Raw genomic sequence first — 23,720 nt, forward strand, 5'->3', positions numbered from 1 at the left:
ATCGCCTACCCTTGCTTCCTGAGCGGCACCACCGGGCTTTCGGATTTTCCAAGTCCCTTGGCAAATGCCGTCAACTGATCGGCCAAGGCTCGGGCCTGATCCTTATCGCCGTGAATATAGTTCATATAGGCCGCATGCGATTTGTGGCCGGTCAAGGCCATGCCGACACGCGGATTGCTGACGGCATTGGCCGTCATGGTGGCGAACCAATGGCGGATGGTGTGAAGCGAACAGTTGGGAACGCCAGCCAATTGGCGAATGCGCCGGAAAGCGCCTTCTACCGTGTCATAGCTCAGGGCTTCCGTTGGGTCGCTTGCTGCCCTAAAGACATGCGGCACCCCTGGCATACGTTCCAAGCTTTCAAATACGGCCAAGGTTTCTGCCGACAAGGGACGGCGCGAAAAGCCCGTCTTGGTGTCGGGTAAATGCGCTTCCATTTCTTCGGGTCTGATATGGCCCCATTGCAGGGAGAGCAATTCACTGATGCGCCAGCCGGTAAAGATGGCTGCCTTGAAGATGGCCGTTACCTGGGGAAGCTCAGAGCCTTTCTTTTCCGCCTGTTCCAAAGCCTTCATCAACGCCCCGATTTCCCCGGCAGTCAAAAGCCGTTCACGGCGCGGCACTTTGGGTTCGGCGATATTCTCAAGCGGGTTTCCCATTTCCTTGGGGCGCAAGTGCCAAGCCAGGGCCTTGCTGAACAGGTGATGCAATAGACGGTACAGATTTCCAGCTTCCGCCTTGCCGCCGATCACCTTGCCGTCCTTGTCCAGCCTCAGAGGTGAGCGGACCACGCTGCCCGCGTCTTCCTCGGTTACGTCCTTGAGCTTGAGTGCGCCGATGGCAGGCATAACGCGCTTTTCCCAAAGGCGGGTTTTCTCGGCAATCGTGCGCGGCTTGTTTTCAAGCGCCATGACTTCCTTGGCGTAACGGTTCCACAAATCGGCAACCGTCCTTTCTTGGCGCGCCCGGCTGGTCTCTTCCTCAATGGCTTTCGTCTTGGCTTTGAGGTTGGCTTCGCGTTTGTCGCGCAAGGTGGCTTCGCCCTTGCCGGTGCGTTTGGTTTCGCGCAGCTTCGCCAGTTCCTCTTGCGCCTTGGCAACCGTCCAGCCATCGGACGCCCAGCCCAAAGCCTCTTCCACGCGCCTGCCGTTCACGTAAAAACGGAGCGTGAAATAGCGGTCAGGGCGAATGCCATGCTTGCGGGTTTCGTGTTCCCTGTACCGGATTCCCGGCACAACAGACTTCCATGAAACTGCCATATCTGTTGCCTCATTTTGTCCCCCATCTGTCCCCCATTTTTAGACGATGGAGGGGTAAATCATGTTCCGGCATGAGAAGGTGGTAGTCAATAACATTATGAAAACAAACGATTCTGAAAAACTATGTGTAGCTATGTGAATGCGTTTCAGCTAACTTAAAATCTGTCGGAGGGCAACCTCCGTGCCGGTTCAAGTCCGGCAGCGGGCACCAAATATCAAAGGCTTAGCTCATATGGTGGCGGCCCAACTAGGTAAGCGCCTCCTTCGGGGTAAGCAGGAGGTAAGCAGCCAACGACCTACCCATCCGGCTACTACTGATTCCGATTTTCTATCCCTGTTTGTACCGCTAACATGGCTGCAGGCGTTTCGATTCGTTTGGAAGAGGCGATGGACGGCGACGAAGACCAGGAAGCAAGAATTAGGATTCCAAGAGCCATGTTGCCGCAGGCAGTGCAGCAAGCGCTTGGCATTTCATTGCAAGAAGCTTCTGAGCTATTGTTCGAAGAATTTGGTGAGCGGGGCTTTCGTTCTTCAATTGATGAAGAAGAGGCAGAGTTATCAGATCGGAGAGTTTTACGGCGCGAACCCGATTATCCCAATCTAAGCGCGTGTCTTCCCTTTGAAGGCCTGACAATTCGCGAGTTTAAGAATTGGATAGAATTTGTTAAGGCTGTCACTGCCTGCGCCGCGCCTGGCAAAATTAATTCACCTGCGGCCCTGCCCATTAATCCCAAACGCGCACCAGCCCCCACTATCCATAACTGGGATTTGATCTGGGAAGAGGCGATCATGATGGCGGCTGAAGGAAAAATCCCCGAAACCCAAGGCGCGTTCTTTGGCGCACTCCGTCATCGGATTGAGGCCAAGAACGCCAGCGTTCCCGACGACGAAACGCTGCGCCGAAAATTCCGCAACCTTCATGCGCAATTGCGAGAACGCGCCTTGACCGCCCCCAAAGGCCAGAAGGCCTAATCTTCCCTTCCACGAGGAATGACGAGGAACCACGCGGGGGATTTTTACCCGTCAATTATCGTTTGCTGGGTCTGCAACTCATTGAGAGGAACGCAGACCATGAGCAACCAAACACCATCACAACCGCCTGATCCTGATTTTCTGGATCGGCTGTTGACCGAGCGGGAGACGGCCCAGCTTTTGGGCTACACCCGCAAGGCTCTCCAGAAATGGCGCTCGGAAGGCGGAGGTCCCCGTTATATCCGCGTCTCCTGCCGCTCGATCCGCTACCGGCGGCGCGACTTGCTTGCCTGGATCGAACAGCGCGTCTGCGCCAACACGATCCGGGGCAGGGCGGTGGCGTCATGACCGGCCATGCCAGTTTCCCAAGTGGCGGGGTCAAGGCCGTTTGCGGGGAACCGCTTCGGCACGAAGTGGGCGAAACGACCTTGATGCCGCCATCAGGTCATAAGCTGACAAGCAGCGGGGGCAGTTCATCCATGAATCTGCCCCTCTGCCCAGCGGCGAGCGTTTTACAGCCAAGGCGTAAGCCAGCTAAGGCGCAGGGCCGGGCAAGGCCCGTGCTAGCGCGAGCGAGCGGGCCGCGCGGCCCGCGCGGTGGCGGAGGGTGCGTTCCTGTAACACGCACCCACAGAGTGACCAAACACATCAGAAATCAAATCGAGACGAGGTTCTCATGAAACCGATCTATCACAATTTCGATGCGCTGGACGTCGCCTTTCAGGGCGCACTTCCGCAAAGCGTTTTGACCGTGCTTGAGAAGGCCAAGGCGGAAGCGCAAGAGCAACAACAGTCGGCCTATTGCATCCTGGGGCCGGGTCGTGTGCACGGCCATGTCAAGAAAACCGGCCTGTCGGGCGGCTATGCCTTCATCTTCAATCGCGGCCCGATGGAAGAAATCTGGTTCATTATGAACAACACGAAGTCAGATCGCTGGAATCTGCGGGCAACGGTTCGTAGTGCGTCATTGGCCTTAAGAGGATATCAGGGGGCCAAAGAGGAATTGCTGACCACCTTGGACCGGCTGGGCGTTATTGGTCCCCATGGCGGAACACCTGTCGAGCGCATCAGCCGCATCGATTACTGCGTCGATTTCGCCACCGAGGATGGCTTCATCCCCGATGCCGAAAACATCGTGGCGCACAGCAACAGCACAGCCGCCGTTCACTATGCCCAGGAAATCGACCTGGCTGAAAACCGGCGCGGTCGAAGGTTGGAAACCATCCGGGTTGGCAAGATGCCTAACCGGCAAGTGACCATCTATGACAAGACACGCGAGATTCACCGGGCCGAGCATCACTTGATGTGGTTCTTGTGGGGCCTAAGCCGGGAAGAATTCACCGGCGATGTCTGGCGCGTGGAAGCGCGGGCCGGAAAGGATGAGCTGAACAAGTGGAACTTGCGCAGCTTTGCCGATCTGGAAAGCAAGGCGGGGGATGTGTTCGTAGGTGTCATGGAGGCGATCCGCTATATGAACCCCAAGTCCGCCGACAACAACACGGCCCGTTGGGACGTGGCCCCCTTCTGGCGGCAAGCTCAAGACGTGATGCGCGAAGCCCTGGCCCCCTATACCTCGAATGTCCTGCGCAGCCAGGTCAAGGAAGTGTTCCGCCAAGCCCTCGTGAAGCAGCTACGCCAGCAGATCGTGGGCCTTGCCACCTCATACGCCGTGGCGCGTGGGCTGGATATCTCGGAGATACCCGGCATCGTTGCCCAGATCGAATGCGACATGATGAACGAGGCCGTTCAAGACCCTGCCAAGCTGCAAGCGCGCTACGAGCGGGCGATGAATCGCTACATCTTCCTGGATGAAGGGGGCGACCATGCGTAATCCCATCAAGCCAGAAAGCAGCGGCAACATCTTTGCGGATATGCTGGGCTATAAGGAAATACTGTTCGAGGAATTGCCGGACGCCATCAAGCAGGATTTTGCCGACATGATGCAGGATTATGCGAGACAGGGGTTGAAGCCGCGTATCTATCGACGCCCCGATGGCCTCTACTCGCTGATGGCTGACCCAGAGCCGTTTTGATCTGTCTGCCGATGATGAACCCCGCCGGGAAACCGGCGGGACTCTGGTGAACCTCATTTTTCTGACTTGGCCAGTCTGCGGATTCCATCAGGGCCAGCGGCCACATATGCGGTTGGGAGGTTGTGCGGCGGAGGGGGGGCTGGAAGCGGGCGGGGGAGATAAAAAATAGGAAACTATCAAGACCTGACCCCCCTCCCCTTGTATATGAAAACGCCCGCATCGCCTGGGCACTGCTGAACCGGGGCGAAACCTTCCGGCGCACGCCGCCAAACCGGGAAACCGCTCAACCAATTGCCGCTTGAGCCTGAACGCTTAAGCGGCTGCACCGATCTTGCGAGGGTAAAGAGAGAGTGATGGCAAAATGGGTCGAACCACGGCTGGCTGAACCCGCTTGGGGTCAAGGACAATGAAGTCCGCAGACCTGATAGGGTGCCAGTTCGCGGATTCCATCAGGGCCAGCGGCCATATGGCCGCAATCAAAGGCCGGATACATGACCGCAAGACTCCTGCCGCCTACTCAATCAAAATCCTTGCAAGTAGGAGGCCGTCCATACATGACCCCATTTCAATAGCTATGGCGAGTAAAAAGTGACGAACGAATTTTAGAAAGAGAATAGAAATTCAAGATTCAAGACCTGACCCCATTTCCCACTTTTTGGAAGACCCCATTTCCCACTTTTTGGAATGAGTCTTATTGGACGTTTATACGTACAGTGACACTCGCACTACCAGATTTATTAGTAGCCGTAACAGTGAAATTATAAGCAATACCAGCTTCACCACCACCAGGAGTACCTATAATTGTACCATTAGCATTCACCGTCAAGGTTGCCGATGGAGCGCCACCACCTAGGACATCTACAGCACCGGAGTAGGTACATTCAGCGCAATCAAAAAATTGTGAGACATCCCAACTAGACGCTTGGCCTCCTACAAAATCTGTATTATTCCATGGCGTCTGCGCTACCAGCGCCCTAGGCGGACACATTTCTTTGCCACACTTGGCATTCAGCAATTCTGTATTCTTCTTGTCCCGCGCTTCCTTTGTCAGTTCTTGCGAGCGCTTCAGCGATTCCTGAACCGCGCGGGGTTGTTCGGCCACACCCCCTGGCGTTAGGCGCATACCGGCCTTGGCGGCGGCTGGCGATGTGGGTTTGGCGGTTTCCCCACCCGTGGGCGGCAGGAAACCCAGGCGGCCCAAAGCGCTTTCGGCTTCCCGCATGCGGTCTTCCGACGAGGCCACGGGCTGGGAGGCGAAATTCAAAGGCCCGTTTCCGTTGGCGACACTTAAGGTGCTGGCCCGTTGTTTCTGATCCTCGGTCCACAGGTCAGAAACCCGCCAGGACGCCAGCAGGGTTTGTTCCTTGTGGCTGGTCTGGCGATAGCTGAGCGACAACGGCCCCGCCTCGGCAGCCGCCGTGCCGCCAACCACGCCACGCGTATCAACATCACCGCCCATGCCGACCAGCCAGCGCATCGAATGGCCAAAATAATCGCCGCCCAAAAAGGCCACGCCCAAGCCGCCATTGCCCACGGCCTTCCATTGGGTCGTGTTATCGACATGGTCGTAATGGGCGATGTTGACGCCGGTTCCCACCGACACCGGCAGATAGGTACCCAGGATGCTGGGGGTGACGGCACGCAGGCTTAGATCGGTCGCATTGCTGCGCGGGCTTCCTTGAAAGCCCGAGCGTTCCATCGGGCTGAAGCCATAGCTGGCCGTGCCCGACAGCGAGGAAACATTGTCCATCAATGTTTGCAACGGGGCGGCCAAGGATGGCGGCAAGGATGCGTTCACACCCTGGCGGCCCGGGTTGCGCTTGAACCAATTGAGATAGGTGGTGTAGGTGCGGACCTGACGGTTATCGAGCAGATAATATTCTGTGCCCTGCGATACATGCTCGCCCAGGGTGAAGCTGGACCAGGGGTCAAGTTCCGGCACGACGAATTGGAATTGGCCATAGCCTTCCTGGGCGCGATGATTGGTTAGGAACCCGGCGCCAATGGCGTAATGCTTCTCTTCGTCCAGCACCGCGCCCAGCGTAAAGCCGCCCCGGGTTTTGTATTTGTTGTCCCATTTCATCTTGGCGCTGAAATCGGACAATTCGATACCCATCGACGCGTTCTGGCCCCATTCGCTGCCCGTTTGATCGGGCAAGGATGGATTTAGCGAAGCCCGGAATGGTCCCGCCGTGTAATTCAGGCCAGATGGCGATGGCTGCGAAGTTCGAAGAACGGTATCGGCAAGAGAAGATCGAGTGGGGGTATTTAGCTTGGACAGGTCGTCGTCAGCCAGGGCATCAATGCCGGGAGCGAAAAGGGCAAGACCGGAGGCGACCAGAACCGCAGCCCGGGCGGCAGCGTTGTCGTAGCCAGGCCGCTGACTGGCCTTCACCTTATCCAACAATGACGACCAAAGCTGAGCCATTAGCCACCAGCGCCTTTCTCAGGCAGCTTCTTGACCTTCAGCCAGATGTAGTAGGTGTCATCGCGGGAACTGGCAGGAACGTCCTTGTCATTAACCTCAAGCACCTGAACGCGCCCGCCCTGCTTGACGAAGTCAATGATTTCTCCGCGCGTCCATTTGCCTTCTCCAATGGGGATTGGCTTTCTGGTGCGCATATTCAAATCTTCTGTGGGGGAAATTATTTCCCCAGAGACTGGCATCTTCTCCATTTTAAAGAGAGGAGAAGTAACCGTAGCTCCCTTCTTTATTCCGAAATATACCCAGCCTTCAGCAACGATGGGCGCATCTTCGCGCGAAATCGTTGACTCAGAATATGACTTAATTTCTGAAAGCGGCGTGCTCTGAATAACAGAAAGATTGTATCTTGCAGCGTTTAAGCGCTCAACAAGCCTAGCTATTTCAGCTGTTGCCGTGTCGTTAAATGGGGTTTGCTTTGTATCCTTTATGGACGGGTCTTTTTCATTGAGTTCAGCTTTAATTCCCCGTTCAACAATTATTGCATTCTCTAGAAGCACGCTGCGTGTATTCACGTCGTCGTAAACCGCTGGTGCCTTAAAATAAGCAATTAATGCAGCAAGCAAAAGAATCTGAACATGAAAAAAATGGTGAAATAAATACACAGATTCCTTAAAATATTTAACAGAGTATTTGTTGTCTTCGCGCGTTTTGTACGTAAAAAAGACTAAGCCGAAGAAAACATATGCAATAAGAATAGCAATCCAGTAATTGCGGATAATTTCAATGGATACTAGACGCAAAGGGGGCACCAGCACAATTGCAGCAATTGCGCAGAATGCAGTCAGTGCAAACAGGCACCTCCTCAAGCTCACGCCCCCCCCTTGAAATAGTCGCCGTATCAGGAAGTGTTGTTACCATGACGGGGGGGGGCAAGCCTGCGATGCAGGAATCTTATAGGTTGTGGTCGGCGATCGGTGATTTGAAGCAGCGCCTTCTTATCAAATGACATTCAGAAACGGCCCTGGCTGCAATCGGTAAGAATCTCGTGATGCATTCGCAGAAGAAGCTCAGGTGCCGCAAATTCTCTTCTACCCCACCCATCACCGCCCCCCCCATGCCCCAATCCCATTGAACCCTGCTACCCTTGTCTGCCATAATCCATCCATGTCCACGCTGCGCAAGATCGAGAACGACCCAACTGCCCTTTCCGATGCCGAATGGAAAGCGATCGAGCAGGGCCGCGCCGATTTTGCCGCAGGTCGCTACATCGACCATGAAACCATGTCGGCTTGGCTGAAGACCTGGGGAACCGATCCCCTTAGGCCTTCCCCCGCGCCTAGAACGGCCCCGAAGGACAAATGAGGGTCTTCTGGTCGGATCAGTCTCGCTTTGATGTCGAGCGCGTCCGGGCCTATCTCTTCGAGAAAAATCCCCTGGCGGCCATTGCCGTTTCCGAAACGCTGTTTCAGGCGGGCAACAGCTTATCAAGCTTGCCACGCCGCTATGCTGAACGTGACGGCGGCTACCGGGAGATGGTGGTGTCGCGTTATCACTACATCATACGCTACGAAATCCTACCCGATCCCGACCATGCCAAGCGCCAAGCCGTGCTGATTCTTTCCGTCTGGCATCCGGCGCAGGATCGTTAGGCGTTTTGCCCCATCGCCTTCGCAATCTCGCCGCCCACCAAATTCGCCGCCTCGCGCAACGGGTTCGAGGCGAAGTGGGCATAGCGGTTGGTGGTCTGCATGGCCGTATGGCCGAGAAGTGCGCCCGTCACCGGCAGGCTTTGCCCGCCCATTACTGCCCAGGATGCGAAGGTGTGGCGCAAATCATGAAGCCGCACCTCTTTGAACCCCAGGGCAGCGCGGACCACCTTCCAGCACTGATACAGCGCGTCCCCCTTCATCGGAAGTTCGCTGTCATGCCGGGACGGCAGCATCCAGTCGCTTTCCTTCTTCAGCCCCTTGATCACGTCCAAAGCAGGGTGGCTAAGATAGATCGTCTTGGCCCCGGTCTTGGAATCGGCTAAGCGAAGCGTGCCAGCCTCGGCATTCAATCCATCCCAGCGAAAACCGCACACTTCGGATAGGCGGCAGCCGGTCATCAACAACAGTCTGATTCCGGCAATCATGGTGGGATGCAGGATCGCGTTGCTCTTTGCCTCGGTCAGATAAGCGCCCAGGTTGGAAAGCTCATCGGCGCTCAGGAAGCGTTCTCGCTTTTGCTCCTTGTTCTTCTTGATATGCCGGCAGGGGTTGGTATCGAGGGCGCGGATTTCCCAGGCCTCGGCAAGGTTGAACATTTTGCTGAGCAGGGCCAAGGCGCGGTTCGCCTCGTAGGGCGTATTGCGCATCTCGTTTTGCAGTTTCAAAATATCCGCTCGAGTGATCTGTTCAACCTTCAAGCTGCCCATGGCAGGGTTAATGCGATTGTCGATCAGGCGGCGATCCTGGCTGGCGCTGCGGGGCTTCTTATGCACCAGCGCATGTTCTTCCATATAGCGCTCGCACAGCTTGGCGACGGACAGCGAATGACGCTCACGCTCTCGCAACTCGACAGGGTCTTCGCCCTTCTGCACTTCGGCCAGTCGCAGCTTGGCTTCCTTGCGCGCTTCCTCGGGCGTCAACACGCCATGTCGGCCAATCGTGAGGCGGCGGGATCGGCCCTGACGGTTGCGGTATTGGATGACAAAGCTGCGCACCCCCGAGGGCTTCACGCGCAACCCAAATCCCGGCAGCAGATCATCCCAGGCGAAAACATCGCTATTGCCCGCCGGGACGGTTTCGATGCTGCGAATAGTCAGGCGCATAGGGCGATCCTTGATTTTCCCAAGCCGCTTTCCGGGTAAGCAGGAGGTAAGCACGGGTAAGCAAAATCCAGCGGCCTTGATGGTACGCCATGGAATCTGGCTATCAAGTAAAATCGTTTGTTTATAAGATAATAGGTGGCAATTTCGGAATGTATGGTAAGCCGTAGGAACCCTGGAATTTCGACTTAAAATCTGTCGGAGGGCAACCTCCGTGCCGGTTCAAGTCCGGCAGCGGGCACCAATAAAAACAATAAGTTATGTAAACTTTGCGGGGGCGGCAAACCTCGCCATCTTTCGTCCACGGAAGCCACACGGAAGCCAGAGAATCAAAAAACTGGCCGATGGCCTGCGCTATCCTTGCGCCGGACGCGATTGTTGACGGATTGACAGTCAAAGTCCTTCCTGGCTTTTAATCAGAGGGTCGCGGGTTCGATCCCCTCCGCGCTCACCAAGTAAAAAAGCCTGTTAACCCAAGCGGTTAGCAGGCTTTTTCTTTGCCCGGTTTCCTTCCTTGGATCGCCCCGGTTCTCCGGATAGGCACCGCTGTAGGCACCAAAATTCTGGCCCAAAAGACCGGGTGGGGGTGCCGGGGGGGGCGGATTTGAAATCGCGGGTGTCGGTCCATCGGACCTGCCGCGCACAAATTTTTTTGAGCACTTTCAACATTTATCTGGATACAATATCTGGCTTAGTAGTCATTCAGTGCCGCTGGTGTTGACACCGCTGCGGTGAGGCGTGCGATGGATAGTTGTGCTGTTGCTCACGTCTTTCTGCTAAAAGCAAGGAGAATGGGGTATGGTAACAAAAAAGGAAAAAAACATTATAAGTATTGTTTTTGTACTTGCGTGTCTTGCTCTTTTATATTTGCTAGATGTTGTTCTTGGCAAGATGCTTGGAAACGTCAGTACAGATTACTATTTGATTATTGAGGCTGCGGCATTTTTCTCGTTGGCATTCTGCTGGAAAAAATTAAATGAAGGTCTAGACACCTTCGAGGATCACATAGAAAACTAGGGGAATACTTAGAGGAGCTTTGTATTTAATAAGCTATTTGTCCGACGGCAGATTAGCATCCTACAGGGAAATTCTGGAGGAGTTTGAGCAAAGGGGGGACGAAAGCAGCCAGAAAGCTAACTTTACTTCAGTAAATCCTCACGCATACATGGGGATAGAGCAGTTGGTTTTGGATGCGATTGTAATGCTTGCAAGCGAAAATAGGATTGAGTGGGTCGCTCCAGAAATAAAAGCCGAAAGCGAACCGTGTTCTGATTTGATTAATTATACGAATGACCTAGAGCAGGTTTAGCGAAAGCTGAGTCGTTAAGGGGTTGGTAATGCGGTCGTGATTCAGTCTTTTTGTCGGTTATGGCAAGGAGGCGGGAATGTCACACAGTTTCAGCATCGATCTTCGTGAACGCGTTTTGCGGACGGTTTTGGACGGCAGCTCAACGCGCCAAGCGGCGGCCCGGTTTGGGGTTGGGATTTCGACGGCGGGACATTGGTTCCGGCGCTACCGGGACCACGGCGAGACGGCGGCACGCAAGCAGGGACAGCCCAAGGGCTCGAAGCTTGACGCCCACGAGAGGTTCATCTTTGGCTTGGTCGATGAGATGCCCGATATCACCCTGGATGAGATTGCCGAACGACTGGCCAGCGCGAAATTGGGGTCAGAGTGATTTCCATTTTTTCTCATTTGAAGTGCAACACCGGTATCATCCAGAGTTGCACTTGACGTGGGAATCCAGCGAGCACAAGCCAGGGCCATGTATGAAACGCTGATCTGCGAGGCAAGGGACGAGATTGGCGAAATTCGTCTGAACCGTCCGCACTGTCTGAACGCCTTATCCTTGAAATGCTATGCCGAGTTGGAATTGGCGCTCGATGCGGCGGTTGCCGACAAGGGCGTACGGGCAATCATGATCACGGGCGCTGGGCGTTCATTCTGTGCGGGCGCCGATTTGAACGACATTGCGGGCCATGCCGGTGCAGGGGCGGATTTGATCCAGGCCGAACAGGATTTGGCCCGCAAACTGGCGGCATCGCCAAAACCCCTTGTGGCGGCGGTTCACGGCTATGCGTTGGGGGCGGGGGCTGAACTGGCCCTGGGCTGCGATTTCATCTTGATGTCCGAGACGGCGCGTTTCGGTTTGCCTGAAGTGGGGCTGGGCAATTTCCTGGGCGGTGGTGCAACGCAAATTCTGCCGCGTCTGGTCGGCTTGGCCAAAGCGCGCGAGTTGGTTTTTCTGGGGGAAATGATCGATGGGGGCGAAGCCCTGCGCATCGGCCTAGCCAACCGCTGTTTCCCCGAAGATGGTTTCGAGGCGGGCGTGCTCGAGTTCGCCCGTCATTTGGCGGGCCAATCGCCCTTGTCGATGCGCCTAGCCAGAACGCAATTGAACAATGCCGAGATTCTTGGCTTCGAAGACGTTCTGGTCTGCGAAGCCGACGCCATGGCCCAATGTCTGGCGGGGCCGGATTGGAAAGAGGCGCTGTTGGCGAAGGCGGAAAAACGCCCGCCTCGCTTCAAGGGCGAATAGGCCGGATTGTCAGCTGCAACCTTTGGGCCTGGGCAGGCCAGCGATCTTGTTGCCTTGCTTCAAAAGACCGTGCGGGAAAAGCTGATACAGATATTGCTGGCTGGCCTTGTCGGCGCCGAATTTTTCCTTCATCAACTTCATGAAGACGCGCTGTTCGGCCACCGTGCCGTATTCGTCGAAATAGGCGCGGCTTTCGCGGATCACATCCCAATGATCGGGCGTCAGCTCCACGCCCTCGCGTTCGGCGATCGCCTTGGCGATCTCCTCGTCCCATTCCTTGATGTCGTCCATCCAGCCCGCTTCGCTGACGCCGATGCTGCGTCCGCCCACGTTCAATTCCGGCATTAACCCCTCCCGCCATTACATTAGTTAACCTGAATATGAATATGGTCTCGGACTTGTCCGCCGTCAATGCGGGTTGGAAGAAAAAGGGGAGGGGGCATTATCCGCCGGTGGCGTTGATCAGCAGGCGCATCAGCTCGGACTGGCGGTTGACCCCGGTTTTCTGGAAAATGGTGCGCAGATAGGTGCGCGCCGTATTGACGGTAACGCCCATCGCCTCGGCGGCATCCTTGACATCCTGGCCCTTGGCCAGTTCCTGCGCCAGCTTGGCTTCGGTGGGGCTTAGCCCGAACAGTTGTTTGAGCGCGCCGATGCTGGGCGCACTCTGCCCATCCAGCGCCCGCACGAACAAAATGGCGGCATTCTCCATGTCGCTGGCCGCCGGGGCCTCCACCAGCACCGAATAGCGTTCGTCATTCTTGCCGGTAAGTGCGAGCACCATGGGCAAGCCGCCGCGCGCCACGCTGGCGATGGTTTGATGCAGGGCCATGGTTTCGCCCGGCGTCATGGCGCGGCAGATTTCGTTGGCGTCCAACAGCAAAGGCGATTTTTCGGCCAGGAATTCGCCGCCCATTCGGTTGGAGAACAGCACCCTTCCAGCCTGATCGACGGCCAGAGCGGCCAGCGGCAGGGCATCCAAAGCGGTTTGGGCGAATTGCCCGGCATTGTCTTGCGGCTTGGCAAAGGCGATGGCGTCTTCGATGCCAGAAGCCAGCGCCGATGAGGGGCAGGGCTTGGTGTAGAAGCGGAAAATCCGGATGGTGTTGATGGCTTGCACCGCCTGGGCCATGTCGCCCGTGCCGGTCAGGATGATGGCCTGCGACTGAACGCCCGCGTCGCGCAGGGTTTTCAACATTTCCAGCCCATCCATGCCGGGCATGCGCAGGTCGGAGACGATGACGTCGAACTGGCCGTTCCTGGCGGCAGCCAGGGCTTCCGCCGGGCTTGTCATGAAGGTCATGTCCCAGGAAGCGGCAAAACCCCTCAGGCTGCGATGGATGGCATCCAGCAAGGCAGCTTCGTCGTCCACGAACAAGATCTTGGGCTTGCCCCGTTCCATGCGGCCTCCAGTTTTCAGTCGTTAACTTTAGGCACAGCTTTCTTTGTCCGGCAAGCCGTACCCCTCTCCAAATGAGGATATCGGTTCGGATAATCCAGGGACAAAATAGCCTTCAAGAAGCAAGGGAATTCAAAAAGAACAGGAGATGGTCATGGGCTTGCATATCAATCCGCTGTGGAAATCGTTGTTTGGCCGGTTGGCTCGAATGCTGGCGGCTTGGCGGCTTCCCCGCATGAGCGGTTTGCCTAGGTCATGGCCTCTCTTGCGCAATGGCGTCGGCCCCGATTTCCCGGCGCAGCCGTTTCTGGTGACGGTAGAATCCTTGTCTCCTTGGAACATGGCCGTCTTGCATCCGGGCTGGGACATGCAAACGGCAAGAATACGCATCGACAACAGTCCGGGATCGTTAACCCGGCACGTCTATTGAGCTTAGGGAAGAGGTGACCGGCAAGACAGCGGAATGGCGGCGGGAATTTCCCCCTGAAAACCCCTCCCTCCGTCTTCTGCTGGGCGGCGTAGAGTCCAAAGTTGCGGGATCGTTTTGGCTCTACGCCGCCTTTTCTTTTTCGCTTACGACTTGGGGGTGGGCAGGATGCTTTTCAGTTCGGCCCAACCGGGCGCGGCAGGACGCGTGGACGGTTTGGCGGCGCGCTTGGCGGCGGCCTCGATCTTGCTGATGCGTTCCTTGGTTCCCGGATGGGTCGAGAACAGCGAGGTGGTTTCGGAGGCCGATTGCGGGTAGATGCGCATCAAAGTATGGAAGAAGTCGTCGGCCTTGGTTGGGTCATAGCCGGTGCGGCCGAAGATGGACAAGATATGTTGGTCGGCCTCGAATTCGTTGGTGCGCGAATAGCCGTTGAGGACCAAGTTGTACAACGGCGCTTCGATCGCCGACATGACCTGGGCGGTCAGGGCGCTGCCGCCCAGCCAACTGGCGACGGCGTCCTTGCCCAGCCCGCCCACCGTGGTCAGCAAGGCTTCGTTGCGGATCTGGGACAGGCTGTGGCCCTTGTCGGCATGGCCGACCTCGTGGGCGATGACCGAGGCCAGCTCGTCGGGGGTCGAGCAATTTTTCACCAGCGCCGAATTGATTGCCAGCTTGCCGCCGGGAAGCGCCCATGCGTTCACCTGATCACTGTCGATCAGTGTGACTTCCCAAGGCAGGCTTTTGCGGTCCGCGCTGGCTAGCAGGGGGGCTGCGAAACGTTTCAAAGCCTCCTGGGCGTTGCGGTCGGGATAGGCACCGCCGGATTTTTGCACCAATGGCTGGTAGTAATTCTCGCCCAGTTGAACCTCGTCGCCCTCGCTGGCCATGAAGGCGCCGCCGACCTTGGCGGCCCCTTGCATCAATTTGTCCATACTGAACTGGGCCTGGGCGGGCAGGGACAGGGCGGCGCCGGTGGCGGCCAATCCGGCAAGCAAGGCTCTGCGATTCATCTAGGCTCTCCTGTCTTTCGGTTAGGCGGCGCCGCGTCTTAAAAGATCAATGGCGGCGTTCAACTGGCTCATGCGCTGGTGGCTGCCATGGCTGCTGTCGGGGTGGTGAATGGTGGCCAACATGCGAAATTTGGCGCGCAGCAAGCGCTCGTCCGGTCTGGCGCTGGGCGGGAAGCCCAGAATATGCAGCGCTTCCTCGCGGGTTTGGACGCCTTGCGGCAAAGGGTCGAAGGACAGGGTATTGATGACGGCGCGCAGACGTTCAACTTCCTCGATATGGCGCGCCAGTTCGGCTGGGTCGGGGCCGGGCGGCGGTTCGGGCGTTGGCGGCGGCGGCGGCGCCACTTTGGCCTTTTCCTTGCCGTCATCGACCCGAATGGCCAATTCGCCCCTGCCCATCGACAGGGCCAGGGCCAGCGCCTTCCTGATGAAGGGGATGGAAAAGCCGGGCGTCATGCGCACCTGCAGGCGCGGCTTGCGCCGCCAGGGCCTGCCTTCGGCGGGGCCTGATTTCAAGATGATCGTCTCGCGGTCGCCGGGCGGCGGCTCGCCGGGATCGATCTGCGCCTCGATGGTTTCAGAAGGCACCACCAGCATGACCGAGCGGGCTAGGTCGCCGACATTGACCCTGCGGCTGGCGGCCATGGCGTCCACGGCGTCGCGAAAGACGCTGGAACAGGTGACCGTGTAAGAATGCTTGTGGTGAGCAGTTTTCGACTCGGCTTGGGGTTCGGATGGCTCTTGATCCTGTGCCGGAAGATCGGGGTGGCCGGAATCGGACGTAACGTCGCTCATGCTGGGCAGTTTCTCCGGTCAAAATCGAAAAGCGGCCTTGGAACTTACAAACCCTTGTTATCCCCCGAAGGCATTCTAACTACATCTGCGGTCATTCAAAGTGGAACCTATTCCTTAAAATCATAACTGCGCTTGATGTTGTAGGATTGCGGTCGCATTTGTCACGTTTCGGTAATGATCCGAGGGCGAAAGGAAAGAAGCTAGACTTGACCGCAAATGCGGTTGCGTCCTTCCTTCTTGGCCAGATAGAGGGCTTCGTCGGCCCGTCCGATCAGGTCATGCAGGGTTTCACTTGGTTGGCGCAGGGCGATGCCCAGGCTGGCGGTTACCTGCAGGCCCGGCTGGACCTGCGAAAAGTCCAGACTCTCTACCGCTTTGCGCAGGCGTTCGGCCAAGCCGCCGATGCCATCGCAGGTTGGCCCCGATGAGAAGATGGCGAATTCCTCGCCCCCCATGCGCACGGCCAAGTCGCCCTCGCGGATCGTGTCCATCACGGCTTTGGCTACCTGCTTCAGAACGGCGTCGCCCTTGTTGTGGCCAAAGCGATCATTGATCGACTTGAAGTGATCGACATCCATGACGGCTGCCGCCACCTTGGCTTCCGGATTGCGGTCGTTCAGGCTGATCAGGCGCTGCACCATGTCTTGCATGTAATTGCGATTGAACAGGCCGGTCAGCGGATCGCGGATCGATCTTTGATAAATCTGTTCGCGCTGTTGGTCCAGATTGCGCAGCATCATCTCGCGTTCGATGGCCACCTGCAGCGGCTGGCTTAGATGCATCAGCAAGGATTGCGCCTCGTCGGAAAGATCGACCTCTTCTTGCAAGGTCAGTAAGGCCAAGGCGCTGCTGCTGCCCTTGTTGCCGGTATCCAGGGGAACGGCCAGGGTCGGTTCCTGGTCCTGTTCAGCCTCAAATCTGAAATTGAGAAAGGTAGCGGAACCGGCTGTCGCCTGCGCCGCCGGCAGCAAGGCTTCAAGACTGTCGGGCGGCAGTTCGGCCGGTTGGCTGTGATAGCGGTTTTCCGGCGTCAGGGCCACCATCGTTCCGTTGTCGTCGAAGGCCAGAAAGGACAGTTCTTTCAGGGGCAGCAGACGGCGAATCAGGGGGCGTGCCGCTTCGACGATTTCGGTGAAATCGCGGTACAGAACCATGGCGCGGGTGAATTCGCGCAAGGTCTTGCTTAGCGCCGTCAGGCGGTGAATGTCGGCACTGCCATGCGCCAGAAGAAACAACCCGCAGTCCAGGGCGGTCAGCCGGTCGAAGATATAAGGGGCAAGATGGCCGGGGATCAGGCATCCATGCTGCGGCGCGATCAGCGCCAGCGGGAGTTTGCGGACTTTCTCGACGGCATGCACCAGGACTTCATTGCTGGGGATGTAATGTTCATGAAAGGGCCGAATGGCCTCGAAATAGGATTCATCTTCGGCGAACAGCTTGAAGCCATCGGTGAAGCCGCCAAACAGGTCGCTGGAGAAAAGAATGCCGCTGATTTCGTCGAAGGTGCAAAAGGCGCCTGGAAAATGGGCATAGGGGGTAAAGACGAATTTCATCTTGCGTTCAAGCGCGCTTAAGCACCAGTCATTCCTCTCAACGCACAAGAACGGCAGCTTAAGGCCATATTCCTTCATCAGCATCTGGGCGCGCCAATGCGTCACGATGCAAGCGTCGTCGCGTGAGACCAGCGGATCAATCTCGACCAGCGAGGCCGTGATGTCCGGGTCCTGATGCTGGCAGATGAAGTAGCGGATGTGCTCGAAGGGAACGACCTGGCGGACCTTGTTGTAAACCTCTGTCCAAGTTCTGCGCCCGCCCGGATCGATCAGGATGCTTTGATCCCCGTCGACGATCAAATATGCATGGCACTGAAAACTGTCACCACTCTGATGGCTGCCTACCCACCAAACCCCTGGCGCCAATTCAAACGGCTTTGTGGGGTCAATGGGGGCAAGGCGAAGAGGATCGAAACGCTGATTTGTCATGCTCACCTACCCGCAAAAAATGTAACAGATTTATTCCCATGAAAAAGAACTAACGTTTCGATCATCTGCAACCCAAGAAATGGCGGATGTTCCGTCCGCCGCGCCAAGGAAAATGATTTTCTGATATTTACCGATTTGGAAGTATATTAAAATCAACCTGCTCCCCTTGTCTTTGCCAAGTCAGGGCAAATCAACTAAGTTTGATCACAGCAATCAGTTGAGGGAGGCAAGAATGAAGCTGAAGCAATATCTGTGGACGCCCGACAAGGGACTGTCCGAAGTCGACAAGGAACCGGCGGTTCAAGATCCTCAGTTGGCTCTATATTTTGCAGCACCTGGGCTGATGAATGACGGCAAGCGCTTCAAGGATCTGCAGGCGGCTTTTCCTGGGGCGCATTTGGTCGGCTGCACGACCGGCGGCGAAATTCTGGGCGAGGACGTGCTGGACGGCACCATCGCCGTATCCGTTGCCAAGTTCGAAAAAGGACAAATCCGAGTGGCCAGCCATGCCTTGACGGAAGGCGAGAATTCGCGCGTTGCCGGTCGCGCCTTGGCGACGCGCCTGAAGGCCGATGATTTAAAAGCCATCTTCGTGCTGTCTGACGGCACCAAGGTGAATGGCAGCGATCTAGTGACCGGCATCCGAGACGTGGTGGGCGAGAACGCGATCATCACGGGCGGCCTGGCTGGCGACGGAGCCGATTTCAAGCAAACGCTGGTTGGTTGCGACGCCGCTCCCGCCGAGGGCATGCTGGCCGCCATCGGCTTCTTTGGCGATATTTCCATCCGCCATGGCAGCTTCGGCGGCTGGGACCGTTTCGGACCCGAGCGCATCATCACCAAATCGGAAGGAAATATCCTTTACGAACTCGATAGCGAACCGGCGTTGGATCTCTATAAGCGCTACCTGGGCGATGAAGCCCAACGGCTTCCCGCCAGCGCTTTGCTGTTTCCGTTGTCCGTGCGCTCGGGAGCCGAGGACAAGGGCGACGTCGTGCGCACTGTGGTGGGTATCGACGAAACCAGGAAGGCCATGATTTTCGCGGGCGACGTTCCACAGGGCTATGTCGCCCAGTTGATGCGTGGCAATTTCGACCATTTGGTCGAGGGCGCCCAAAAGGCGGCCGAGCAGGCGGGCGGCGGTGGCGAAGAGGAGTCAAGGCTTGCCATTCTGATCAGCTGCATCGGGCGCAAGCTGCTGCTTGACCAGCGCATTGTGGAAGAGGTCGAGGCAGTGGCGCCCGTTCTGGGCCCCAAGGCCCGCCTGACCGGATTCTACTCGTATGGCGAAATCTCGCCGCACGGATTTACGGGCAAATGCGAATTGCACAATCAGACCATGACCATCACGGTGATTTCGGAAAACGGTTAGCCCATGCATAAACTTCTCACCCGTCAGGTCGAGCGGTTAAGAAAACAGTCTCCAAACCGGGGACCTGATCAGGATGATCTGCTGGCGGTCGTCAGTCAGACTTATGAGACGTACGACCGCGAGCGCAGCCTGGGCGAACGGGCGTCCAGGCTGATGGAAGACGAACTTCAAGATGCCAACCGGCGCTCCAAGGAGCAGGCCGAGGCGCATCTGAAGGCGATTCTGGAAACCGTTGGCGATGGGGTGGTGATCAGCGACCTGCGGGGAATCGTCATTGACGTGAACAAGTCGATCGAGACCATGTTCGGCTATGAACGCGATGAACTGGTCGGTCAACCGATGACGGTTCTGATGGCGCCCAAGGACGCCTCAAAACACGATCACTATGTCGAACACTACAAGGAGACCGGTCAAAGACGCGTGATCGGGCGCGGGCGCGAGGAAATGGCCCGCCGCAAGAATGGAGAACTGTTTCCCATCGATCTGGCGGTTGGCGATTTGCGCCCGGCAGGCGTTGCGCAGTTCGTGGGCATCATTCGCGATATTACTGACCGAAAAAAGGTTGAGCGGGAAGTTCGCGAAAGCGAGATGCGGTTCAAGGATTTCGCCGAGGCGTCGTCGGACTGGTTCTGGGAGACCGACGCTCAGCATCGCTTTACCAACTTCATCGGCAATTTCGAGAAGGATGGAGCTTTCAAGCCTGACGAAAGCCTTGGCAGAACGCGCTTTGAAAAAATGGCTGCCGACAATGATCCGGCATTGGTCAGCCAGCACCGCAAGGATCTGGAGGCAAGGCGCGCCTTTCGTGATTTCGTTTACCGTTTCGTGCAGTCGGACGGGCTTGTCAGAACGTTGCGCGTCAATGGCAAGCCGGTCTTCGCCTCCGATGGCGCTTTTCAGGGTTACCGCGGAACGGCAACCGACATTACCGACGAGTTGGCGGCCAGCAGGCAATTGAAGACGCTGGAAGATCGTTTGGTGACGGCGATTTCGAGCATTGCCGACGGGTTCGTGTTGTATGACGCCGAGGATCGGCTGGTGATCTGCAATGATCGCTATCGCGAGCTGTTCCCGCTAATTTCCGATCTGGCAAGGCCCGGCGTTCTTTTTCCCGAGTTGATCGGCGCGGCTATCGAACGCGGCCAATATGATTTGGGAGATCAAAGCGGGCAGGATATGCTGGCGGCCAGGGTCGAGCGCCATCTCAATCCCTGGTCCGAGCCTTTGCTTCAGCCTTTGGCAGGCGGGCGCTGGGTCCGTTCGATCGAGCGGCGCACGCCGGATGGCGGCGTGGTCGGTGTGCATGCCGACGTGACCGAGGAGCTTGAGGTGGAGCGCAAATTGCGCGAAGCCAAGGACGCCGCCGAAGCCGGGGATCGGGCGAAAAGCGAATTCCTGGCCACCATGAGCCATGAAATCAGAACCCCCATGAACGGCGTGATCGGCATGACGGGTTTGCTTCTTGACACGAGCTTGGACGAGGAACAGCGACATTTCGCCGTGACCATTCGCGAATCGTCGGAAGCCCTGCTGACCGTCATCAACGACATTCTGGATTTTTCCAAGATGGAGGCTGACCGTCTCGAGCTTGAGAATACGGAATTCGATCTGGTCACCTTGGTTGAAAGTGTGGTCGAGATTCTGGCGCCGCGGGCGCACGGCAAGGGGGTCGAGGTTGCCAACTTCATCGATCCGTCGCTGCATCTGATCGTGCGCGGTGATCCTGGCCGCATACGCCAGATCCTGATGAATCTTCTTGGAAACGCCATTAAGTTCACGTCTCAAGGCGCAGTGTCGATTGAGGTGCGAGGCCGTTCCATCGACGCCCATCACGCCTGGGTGCGCTTCGAAGTGCGCGATACTGGCATCGGCATTCCGGAGGAGGCGCGCCAACGTCTGTTCACGATGTTCTCGCAAGTCGACGCATCGACGGCCAGACGTTACGGCGGCACCGGCCTTGGGCTTGCGATCAGCCGTCGCCTGACGGAAGTCATGGGGGGAGAAATCAATTTCTCATCGACGCCAGGAGAGGGCAGCACCTTCTGGTTCGAAATCCCGCTTGAGAAGGTGGGACCTTCGCCGGTCAAGCTGCCGGACCTTTCCGGCTGGAAGGGTCTGGTTATCGACGACAATTCCGTCAATTGCGAAACTATCGCCCGGCAATTGCAGGCCCAGGGCATGGACATGAATGCGGTGGAAAGCGCGCCCGCAGCCATTGGTCATCTGGAACAGATGCTGGCGGAAGGAAAACGCTACGACCTGATCGTGCTGGATGTCCAAATGCCGGGCATGAGCGGCATCGACATGGCGCGCTGGCTGCGATCGCACGCAAGGCTTGGCGCGATTCCCATCATCATCGCCTCGTCGCAGGGCAATCGGGGCGAGGTGGATGCCGAGCCGGGCTTGTCCAACGCCTTTTTGCTCAAGCCCATCCGCCAGTCGATCCTGACCTTCACCGTGGCGCGCTTGCTGGGGTTGCTGCTCGATACCGAATACGCCAATCCCAAGGCCATGGAAAAGGCCGAAGAGGAAGCCGCCACCCACGGATTGCGCATACTGGTAGCCGAGGACAATCCCGTGAATCAGCAGGTGGCGGTGGGCCTGCTCAAACGGCTGGGGCACCTAGCCGATGTCGTCGGGAATGGCCTTGAGGCTGTCAACGCCGTGCGCAACTTCAAGTATGATCTGGTGCTGATGGACGTGCAGATGCCGGAGATGGATGGGTTGGAAGCGACCGGAGCCATCCGAAAGTTGTCGGGCGGTCGTGGGAGTTTGCCCATTATCGCCATGACCGCCAACGCCATGCGGGGCGATGACGAGCGCTGCCTGGCCGCTGGCATGAACGACTATCTTTCAAAGCCCATCGACCGCAAGAAACTGTCGGATGCGATCGCCCGCTGGTCGAAGACGCAGGAGCCTCAAAGCGCTTCCGCCCAGCAATCGGACAAACAGTATGTTGACGCGCCGGTTTTCAATCAGTCCCTTCTAGGCGATCTTCTGGAGACGATCGGCGCCGAGGCGATGGGCGATCTAGTGGTGACCTTCTTGGATGATTCTAACCAAAGACTTAACGTCATTGAAGCAGACCTGTCCAATCCCAACTTGAAGATCGCCGCTGGCGAGGCGCATAGCCTGAAGGGGGCCGCGGCCAATCTTGGATTTGAGGCTTTGGCCATTCTTGCCGTGCAACTGGAGGCGGCGGCCAAGGCCAATGACGCTCCTGGCTGCAAAAGCGAAGCCGAGTCCTATCGCAAAGCCATGCAGGACCTTCCGGAACAACTGTCAAAACTGGGAATCGTGTTGCCCAAAGGTGCGCCATGAATGTGTTGATCGTCGATGACAATCCGACAAACCTTCAATTGCTGAAACTGCTGGTCGCCAAGATCGATGGGTGCCTGCCGGTGGCCGTGGCGTCGGCGCAGGAAGCCTTGGACTGGTGCGCCGCAAACGAGCCGGACCTAGTGCTGACCGACTATATGATGCCCGATATGACCGGCCTGGAACTCGTCAAGCGAATGCGAGACGACGAGCATTTGTTTGAAGTGCCCATCGTGGTTGTGACGACCGTCGATCTGAAGGAAGTTCGCCAGAAGGCCTTGGAGCTGGGGGCCAGCGACTTCATCACCAAGCCCGTCGATCCCCCGGAATTGAAGGCCAGGGTGCGCAATCTGCTGGCCCTTAGGGCCAGTCAGAAAAAGCTGAAGGACAGGGCGGCCCAGGATTTGGTGATCCGCCTGTCGCGCACGGCGGAATATCGCGATCCGGAAACGGGAAGCCATATCGAGCGGATGGCTCGTTTTGCGCGGCTGATCGCGGCCAGACTGGAATTCAGCGAGGACGAGCAAGAGCGCATTCTGCTGGCGGCGCCCATGCACGACATCGGCAAGATCGGCATTCCAGACCATATCTTGTTGAAACCGGGAAAGCTGTCTAGCGACGAATTCGCCATCATGAAGCAGCATCCAAAACTGGGTTACGAAATTCTGAAGGGCAGCCTTTCCCCTTTGGTGCAGGTGGCGGCGGAAATCGCCTTGGCCCACCATGAGAAGATCGATGGCACGGGCTATCCCAACGGGTTGGCGGGCGACGCCATTCCGATCAGTGCGCGCATCGTGGCGGTGGCGGATGTTTTTGACGCCCTCACGTCGCGCCGCCCCTACAAGGAACCCTGGTCCTTCGAACGCGCCCGCGATCTTATGATGGGCGAGCGGGGCCGACATTTCGACCCGCGATGCGTTGATCTGTTTTTTGCCGATGTTGACGCCATTGAGGCAATCCGCCGGGAATTCGCAGAGGAGCCGGTGGGCGAGCAATCGCTTGCATCGCTTCTCGGTTAGGAAGATATTTAATCTCAACTAAACAAGGACGGACCAACCCGACCGGGAGGCGACCATGTCTTGCTCGAACTGCCGCTATTGGGGAAGCGCCCCCCTGCATGCCGGGCAGGATTTCCAGGAATCGCACAACGGAACGCGGATGTGGGCCATGTGCCGCGTCCATGCGCCGGTGGTGACCGACACTGACCGTCGGCGCATCTGGCCGATCACCCGCTATGACGACTGGTGCGGCGAATTCGCCCTCAGAGCCGAGGAAGAAAACGGGTAGCGCCTCGGGTTTCTCAGCCTACGAAATTGAAATTTGGTATCCCCTTGCCGATTTTGTCCAAATGTGATACAGAACACATAAGATCATAA

General features: G+C 57.3%; 23 protein-coding genes. 14 read left to right on the plus strand and 9 right to left on the minus strand.

Going from position 1 to position 23,720, the window contains the following annotated elements:
• Positions 1 to 5: 5 nt before the first annotated feature.
• Positions 6 to 1,259 (minus strand): site-specific integrase, encoded by a 1,254-nt coding sequence (locus tag HQL44_08805; protein ID MBF0268679.1) that lies wholly within the window; start codon positions 1,257 to 1,259, stop codon positions 6 to 8.
• A 351-nt stretch (positions 1,260 to 1,610) separates the two neighbouring features.
• Between HQL44_08805 and HQL44_08810 the strand changes: the two genes are divergently transcribed.
• From HQL44_08810 to HQL44_08825, 4 genes are all read left to right on the plus strand, one after another.
• Complete coding sequence (locus tag HQL44_08810) at positions 1,611 to 2,231, plus strand: hypothetical protein (GenBank protein ID MBF0268680.1); 621 nt, start codon at positions 1,611 to 1,613, stop codon at positions 2,229 to 2,231.
• Positions 2,232 to 2,330: 99 nt separating this feature from the next.
• Positions 2,331 to 2,579 carry a helix-turn-helix domain-containing protein gene (locus HQL44_08815; protein ID MBF0268681.1) on the plus strand — a complete coding sequence of 83 codons (249 nt, stop codon included), beginning with the start codon at positions 2,331 to 2,333 and terminating at the stop codon, positions 2,577 to 2,579.
• A gap of 328 nt (positions 2,580 to 2,907) precedes the next feature.
• Entirely contained in the window at positions 2,908 to 4,062 is a 1,155-nt protein-coding gene (locus HQL44_08820; protein ID MBF0268682.1) for a hypothetical protein, read from the plus strand.
• Complete coding sequence (locus tag HQL44_08825) at positions 4,055 to 4,264, plus strand: hypothetical protein (protein MBF0268683.1); 210 nt, start codon at positions 4,055 to 4,057, stop codon at positions 4,262 to 4,264. The genes HQL44_08820 and HQL44_08825 overlap by 8 nt, the downstream gene beginning before the upstream one ends.
• Positions 4,265 to 4,955: 691 nt before the next feature.
• On the opposite strand, the gene HQL44_08830 is transcribed toward HQL44_08825, so the two are convergent.
• Both HQL44_08830 and HQL44_08835 read right to left on the minus strand, forming a co-directional pair.
• Positions 4,956 to 6,692 (minus strand): hypothetical protein, encoded by a 1,737-nt coding sequence (locus HQL44_08830; GenBank protein ID MBF0268684.1) that lies wholly within the window; start codon positions 6,690 to 6,692, stop codon positions 4,956 to 4,958.
• Positions 6,692 to 7,561 (minus strand): hypothetical protein, encoded by an 870-nt coding sequence (locus HQL44_08835; GenBank protein ID MBF0268685.1) that lies wholly within the window; start codon positions 7,559 to 7,561, stop codon positions 6,692 to 6,694. The genes HQL44_08830 and HQL44_08835 overlap by 1 nt, the downstream gene beginning before the upstream one ends.
• Before the next feature lie 292 nt (positions 7,562 to 7,853).
• Between HQL44_08835 and HQL44_08840 the strand changes: the two genes are divergently transcribed.
• Positions 7,854 to 8,051 (plus strand): hypothetical protein, encoded by a 198-nt coding sequence (locus HQL44_08840; GenBank protein MBF0268686.1) that lies wholly within the window; start codon positions 7,854 to 7,856, stop codon positions 8,049 to 8,051.
• Complete coding sequence (locus HQL44_08845) at positions 8,048 to 8,338, plus strand: type II toxin-antitoxin system RelE/ParE family toxin (protein ID MBF0268687.1); 291 nt, start codon at positions 8,048 to 8,050, stop codon at positions 8,336 to 8,338. Before HQL44_08840 ends, HQL44_08845 begins: the two co-directional genes overlap by 4 nt.
• Here the strand turns inward: HQL44_08845 and HQL44_08850 are convergent.
• Positions 8,335 to 9,501, minus strand: coding sequence for a tyrosine-type recombinase/integrase (locus HQL44_08850; protein ID MBF0268688.1), 1,167 nt, complete (start codon positions 9,499 to 9,501; stop codon positions 8,335 to 8,337). The genes HQL44_08845 and HQL44_08850 overlap by 4 nt on opposite strands.
• A 795-nt stretch (positions 9,502 to 10,296) precedes the next feature.
• Here HQL44_08850 and HQL44_08855 point away from each other — a divergent pair.
• The 3 genes from HQL44_08855 (at position 10,297) to HQL44_08865 (ending at position 12,038) form a co-directional block, all read left to right on the plus strand.
• On the plus strand, positions 10,297 to 10,515 hold the full coding sequence (locus HQL44_08855; protein MBF0268689.1) for a hypothetical protein: 219 nt from the start codon (positions 10,297 to 10,299) through the stop codon (positions 10,513 to 10,515).
• A 368-nt stretch (positions 10,516 to 10,883) separates the two neighbouring features.
• Positions 10,884 to 11,177 (plus strand): transposase, encoded by a 294-nt coding sequence (locus tag HQL44_08860; GenBank protein MBF0268690.1) that lies wholly within the window; start codon positions 10,884 to 10,886, stop codon positions 11,175 to 11,177.
• An 87-nt stretch (positions 11,178 to 11,264) separates the two neighbouring features.
• Positions 11,265 to 12,038: an enoyl-CoA hydratase/isomerase family protein gene (locus HQL44_08865; protein ID MBF0268691.1), complete on the plus strand. Its 774-nt coding sequence runs from the start codon at positions 11,265 to 11,267 to the stop codon at positions 12,036 to 12,038.
• A 9-nt stretch (positions 12,039 to 12,047) separates the two neighbouring features.
• Here HQL44_08865 and HQL44_08870 read toward each other — a convergent pair whose 3' ends face one another.
• Together HQL44_08870 and HQL44_08875 are read right to left on the minus strand one after the other, a co-directional pair.
• Positions 12,048 to 12,383, minus strand: coding sequence for a TusE/DsrC/DsvC family sulfur relay protein (locus HQL44_08870; protein ID MBF0268692.1), 336 nt, complete (start codon positions 12,381 to 12,383; stop codon positions 12,048 to 12,050).
• Between the two features lie 97 nt (positions 12,384 to 12,480).
• Positions 12,481 to 13,440, minus strand: coding sequence for a response regulator (locus tag HQL44_08875; protein MBF0268693.1), 960 nt, complete (start codon positions 13,438 to 13,440; stop codon positions 12,481 to 12,483).
• Between the two features lie 151 nt (positions 13,441 to 13,591).
• On the opposite strand from HQL44_08875, the gene HQL44_08880 reads away from it, so the two are divergent.
• Entirely contained in the window at positions 13,592 to 13,867 is a 276-nt protein-coding gene (locus tag HQL44_08880) for a hypothetical protein (protein ID MBF0268694.1), read from the plus strand.
• Between the two features lie 143 nt (positions 13,868 to 14,010).
• Here HQL44_08880 and HQL44_08885 read toward each other — a convergent pair whose 3' ends face one another.
• The 3 genes from HQL44_08885 to HQL44_08895 all read right to left on the minus strand — a co-directional run bounded on the left by HQL44_08885 (position 14,011) and on the right by HQL44_08895 (position 17,525).
• Positions 14,011 to 14,877, minus strand: coding sequence for a M48 family metallopeptidase (locus HQL44_08885; GenBank protein MBF0268695.1), 867 nt, complete (start codon positions 14,875 to 14,877; stop codon positions 14,011 to 14,013).
• 21 nt (positions 14,878 to 14,898) lie between these two features.
• Positions 14,899 to 15,531 (minus strand): J domain-containing protein, encoded by a 633-nt coding sequence (locus HQL44_08890; protein ID MBF0268696.1) that lies wholly within the window; start codon positions 15,529 to 15,531, stop codon positions 14,899 to 14,901.
• A gap of 341 nt (positions 15,532 to 15,872) precedes the next feature.
• The gene (locus HQL44_08895) at positions 15,873 to 17,525 is read right to left on the minus strand and encodes a diguanylate cyclase (protein MBF0268697.1); all 1,653 of its coding nucleotides are present in this window, start codon (positions 17,523 to 17,525) and stop codon (positions 15,873 to 15,875) included.
• 361 nt (positions 17,526 to 17,886) lie between these two features.
• On the opposite strand from HQL44_08895, the gene HQL44_08900 reads away from it, so the two are divergent.
• Genes HQL44_08900 through HQL44_08915 form a run of 4 tightly spaced genes read left to right on the plus strand, consistent with a single transcriptional unit; the run spans position 17,887 to position 23,631 of the window.
• The gene (locus HQL44_08900; GenBank protein MBF0268698.1) at positions 17,887 to 19,026 is read left to right on the plus strand and encodes an FIST C-terminal domain-containing protein; all 1,140 of its coding nucleotides are present in this window, start codon (positions 17,887 to 17,889) and stop codon (positions 19,024 to 19,026) included.
• A 3-nt stretch (positions 19,027 to 19,029) separates the two neighbouring features.
• Complete coding sequence (locus tag HQL44_08905) at positions 19,030 to 22,347, plus strand: PAS domain S-box protein (GenBank protein ID MBF0268699.1); 3,318 nt, start codon at positions 19,030 to 19,032, stop codon at positions 22,345 to 22,347.
• A complete protein-coding gene (locus tag HQL44_08910) occupies positions 22,344 to 23,363 on the plus strand; it encodes a response regulator (protein MBF0268700.1) in 1,020 nt (339 codons plus the stop codon). Before HQL44_08905 ends, HQL44_08910 begins: the two co-directional genes overlap by 4 nt.
• Before the next feature lie 55 nt (positions 23,364 to 23,418).
• Positions 23,419 to 23,631 carry a hypothetical protein gene (locus HQL44_08915; GenBank protein ID MBF0268701.1) on the plus strand — a complete coding sequence of 71 codons (213 nt, stop codon included), beginning with the start codon at positions 23,419 to 23,421 and terminating at the stop codon, positions 23,629 to 23,631.
• The last annotated feature ends 89 nt before the right edge of the window (positions 23,632 to 23,720 follow it).

This window comes from Alphaproteobacteria bacterium, assembly GCA_015231795.1.
In the GTDB taxonomy this organism is placed as follows: domain Bacteria; phylum Pseudomonadota; class Alphaproteobacteria; order Rhodospirillales; family WMHbin7; genus WMHbin7.

What these genes read in the sequence shown, in the direction of transcription:
- HQL44_08815 (MBF0268681.1), top strand. Translation starts at nt 2,331, where the DNA reads ATGAGCAACCAAACACCATCACAACCGCCTGATCCTGATTTTCTGGAT.
- HQL44_08845 (MBF0268687.1), top strand. Translation starts at nt 8,048, where the DNA reads ATGAGGGTCTTCTGGTCGGATCAGTCTCGCTTTGATGTCGAGCGCGTC.
- HQL44_08875 (MBF0268693.1), bottom strand. Translation starts at nt 13,440, where the DNA reads ATGGAACGGGGCAAGCCCAAGATCTTGTTCGTGGACGACGAAGCTGCC.
- HQL44_08825 (MBF0268683.1), top strand. Translation starts at nt 4,055, where the DNA reads ATGCGTAATCCCATCAAGCCAGAAAGCAGCGGCAACATCTTTGCGGAT.
- HQL44_08880 (MBF0268694.1), top strand. Translation starts at nt 13,592, where the DNA reads ATGGGCTTGCATATCAATCCGCTGTGGAAATCGTTGTTTGGCCGGTTG.
- HQL44_08860 (MBF0268690.1), top strand. Translation starts at nt 10,884, where the DNA reads ATGTCACACAGTTTCAGCATCGATCTTCGTGAACGCGTTTTGCGGACG.
- HQL44_08805 (MBF0268679.1), bottom strand. Translation starts at nt 1,259, where the DNA reads ATGGCAGTTTCATGGAAGTCTGTTGTGCCGGGAATCCGGTACAGGGAA.
- HQL44_08840 (MBF0268686.1), top strand. Translation starts at nt 7,854, where the DNA reads ATGTCCACGCTGCGCAAGATCGAGAACGACCCAACTGCCCTTTCCGAT.
- HQL44_08915 (MBF0268701.1), top strand. Translation starts at nt 23,419, where the DNA reads ATGTCTTGCTCGAACTGCCGCTATTGGGGAAGCGCCCCCCTGCATGCC.
- HQL44_08885 (MBF0268695.1), bottom strand. Translation starts at nt 14,877, where the DNA reads ATGAATCGCAGAGCCTTGCTTGCCGGATTGGCCGCCACCGGCGCCGCC.
- HQL44_08850 (MBF0268688.1), bottom strand. Translation starts at nt 9,501, where the DNA reads ATGCGCCTGACTATTCGCAGCATCGAAACCGTCCCGGCGGGCAATAGC.
- HQL44_08870 (MBF0268692.1), bottom strand. Translation starts at nt 12,383, where the DNA reads ATGCCGGAATTGAACGTGGGCGGACGCAGCATCGGCGTCAGCGAAGCG.
- HQL44_08910 (MBF0268700.1), top strand. Translation starts at nt 22,344, where the DNA reads ATGAATGTGTTGATCGTCGATGACAATCCGACAAACCTTCAATTGCTG.
- HQL44_08865 (MBF0268691.1), top strand. Translation starts at nt 11,265, where the DNA reads ATGTATGAAACGCTGATCTGCGAGGCAAGGGACGAGATTGGCGAAATT.
- HQL44_08900 (MBF0268698.1), top strand. Translation starts at nt 17,887, where the DNA reads ATGAAGCTGAAGCAATATCTGTGGACGCCCGACAAGGGACTGTCCGAA.
- HQL44_08810 (MBF0268680.1), top strand. Translation starts at nt 1,611, where the DNA reads ATGGCTGCAGGCGTTTCGATTCGTTTGGAAGAGGCGATGGACGGCGAC.
- HQL44_08830 (MBF0268684.1), bottom strand. Translation starts at nt 6,692, where the DNA reads ATGGCTCAGCTTTGGTCGTCATTGTTGGATAAGGTGAAGGCCAGTCAG.
- HQL44_08905 (MBF0268699.1), top strand. Translation starts at nt 19,030, where the DNA reads ATGCATAAACTTCTCACCCGTCAGGTCGAGCGGTTAAGAAAACAGTCT.
- HQL44_08855 (MBF0268689.1), top strand. Translation starts at nt 10,297, where the DNA reads ATGGTAACAAAAAAGGAAAAAAACATTATAAGTATTGTTTTTGTACTT.
- HQL44_08820 (MBF0268682.1), top strand. Translation starts at nt 2,908, where the DNA reads ATGAAACCGATCTATCACAATTTCGATGCGCTGGACGTCGCCTTTCAG.